The organism is Burkholderia sp. MSMB1459WGS (assembly GCF_001534535.1).
Lineage (GTDB): Bacteria > Pseudomonadota > Gammaproteobacteria > Burkholderiales > Burkholderiaceae > Burkholderia.
Map to the genome: position 1 here is coordinate 1 of NZ_LPMU01000018.1, position 1,586 is coordinate 1,586.

The 1,586-nt window shown below is 66.9% G+C and carries 2 protein-coding genes; both read right to left on the minus strand.

Annotation, left to right across the window (positions count from 1 at the left end; all coding sequences use genetic code 11):
* Positions 1–195 precede the first annotated feature (195 nt).
* Complete coding sequence (locus tag WT97_RS07175) at positions 196–1,023, minus strand: hypothetical protein (protein WP_060278452.1); 828 nt, start codon at positions 1,021–1,023, stop codon at positions 196–198.
* A gap of 121 nt (positions 1,024–1,144) precedes the next feature.
* A partial coding sequence (locus WT97_RS07180) for a tetratricopeptide repeat protein (RefSeq protein ID WP_060353222.1) occupies positions 1,145–1,586 on the minus strand: 442 nt, incomplete at its 5' end.

The window sequence follows — 1,586 nt, forward strand, 5'->3', positions numbered from 1 at the left end:
CAAGCGGTCAGCGCGAGGCAGGTCAATGCAATCAGTACAGCGGCTTTCATCGGGGTCCCCTTTCAAACGAACTGGACGAACGAAGCCGGCACGCGCGCATCGCGCCGCACGCACCGACCATCGGGAATTCAGGAATCGCGAATCGGGAAGCGAGACTCGGCAATCGGCCGGCGGCATCCCGCCGGCCCACCTACGTCAGTTCACCTGCAGCTGGCCGCCGCGGCCCAGCCCGCCCTTCACGTCCTGCGCCTTGTAGCTGCGCAGCGCGACGACCATCTTGTTGTACGCATCGATGAACGCGACGACCGTCGCCTTGCCCTCCGGCGTCGCAGAGAAGCCCGCAAGCGCACCGCCCACGCCGCCGCCGAAGCCGCCCAGCGCCGCGCCGTAGTTGGTCGCCGTCGAGCTGCCTTCCGCCGCCGCGATCTGCACCGCCGAGCGCACGTCGAACAGCGTCAGCGTCACGACCGACGCCTTCGTCTGCAGGTGGCCCGCCACCGCCGCCACCGCGCTGTTGCCGATCAGCCCGCCGATCATGCTGCCGATCCCGCCGATCGGCGAGTCGTTGATCACGATCTGCGGCTCCATGTAGTAGTCGGCCGCTACCCGCTGCCCCTTCTGCTGCTTCGAGCCCGCGCGGTATTCGCCCGAGTTGCGCTGCAGTTGCGTGATGCGCGACAGGCGTGCGTCGCTCTTCTGGTTGCCGATCGACGTGATCACGAAACAGTTCGACTGCTGCACAGCCAGGCGCAGCAGCGGGTCGATCGTCGTCATCTTGGTCGCGCTGCCGAACGGGCCCCACCAGTCGGCGTTGCGGCCGTCGTCCACCGCGATCGTACCGAGCGGCGACGTGCAGCGCTGCAGTTGCGAATCGGCGCCGGCGCTCGCGCCGCCCGCCGCCGCACCGGTCACGCCGGCGTTCTGCCCGCCGGGCGTCACCACGCCGCCGCACCCCGCGACGGACGCGCCAAGCGCTGCAATCAGCGCACCTTGAACGAGACGTTGGGAAAGGTTGGTCTTCATGTCGTTGTCGATCGATTAGAGTCGTTGTTCGGCTTATGTGTTCGTGCGAACTTCGATAAGCCCCCCGGCGTGGCGCGCGATGGTGGTCTCCCCGCGGCCGCCCCCGTTGCTCGATGCCCGGTCAGTAGTACCAGTACGTCTGCTGCCAGACGCCGTAGTACGGATAGCCCGAGTACCAGTAGCCGTAATAGACGTCACGCCATTGCGTGCGCCATTTCCAGTCTTCTTCGTCTTCTTTCTTCGCCTTGCGCGCGAGGTCGAGCAGCTTTTTCGATTCCTTGTCGCCGCGGCTGGCCGCGATCGACAGCCACTTCTCCGCTTCGCGCGCATCCGAGCCCATTTCCTCGAGGCCGAACAGGTAGAAACTGCCGAGCGCCTTCTGCGCGTTCAGGTCGCCGCGTTCGGCGGCCTCGCGCATCCACTTGAGCGCCTGGTAGCTGTCCTGGCGCACGCCGTCGCCGCGGAAGTAGCGCAGGCCGAGATCGTAGGCGGCCTTCGGCTGGGTTTTCGCGGTTTGCTTGAGCGCGGCGATGCGCGGATCTTCGCGGTCTTCCGCGTCGTCC

Coding starts and splice junctions, on each gene's coding strand:
- WT97_RS07175 (WP_060278452.1), bottom strand. CDS start 1,023: ATGAAGACCAACCTTTCCCAACGTCTCGTTCAAGGTGCGCTGATTGCA.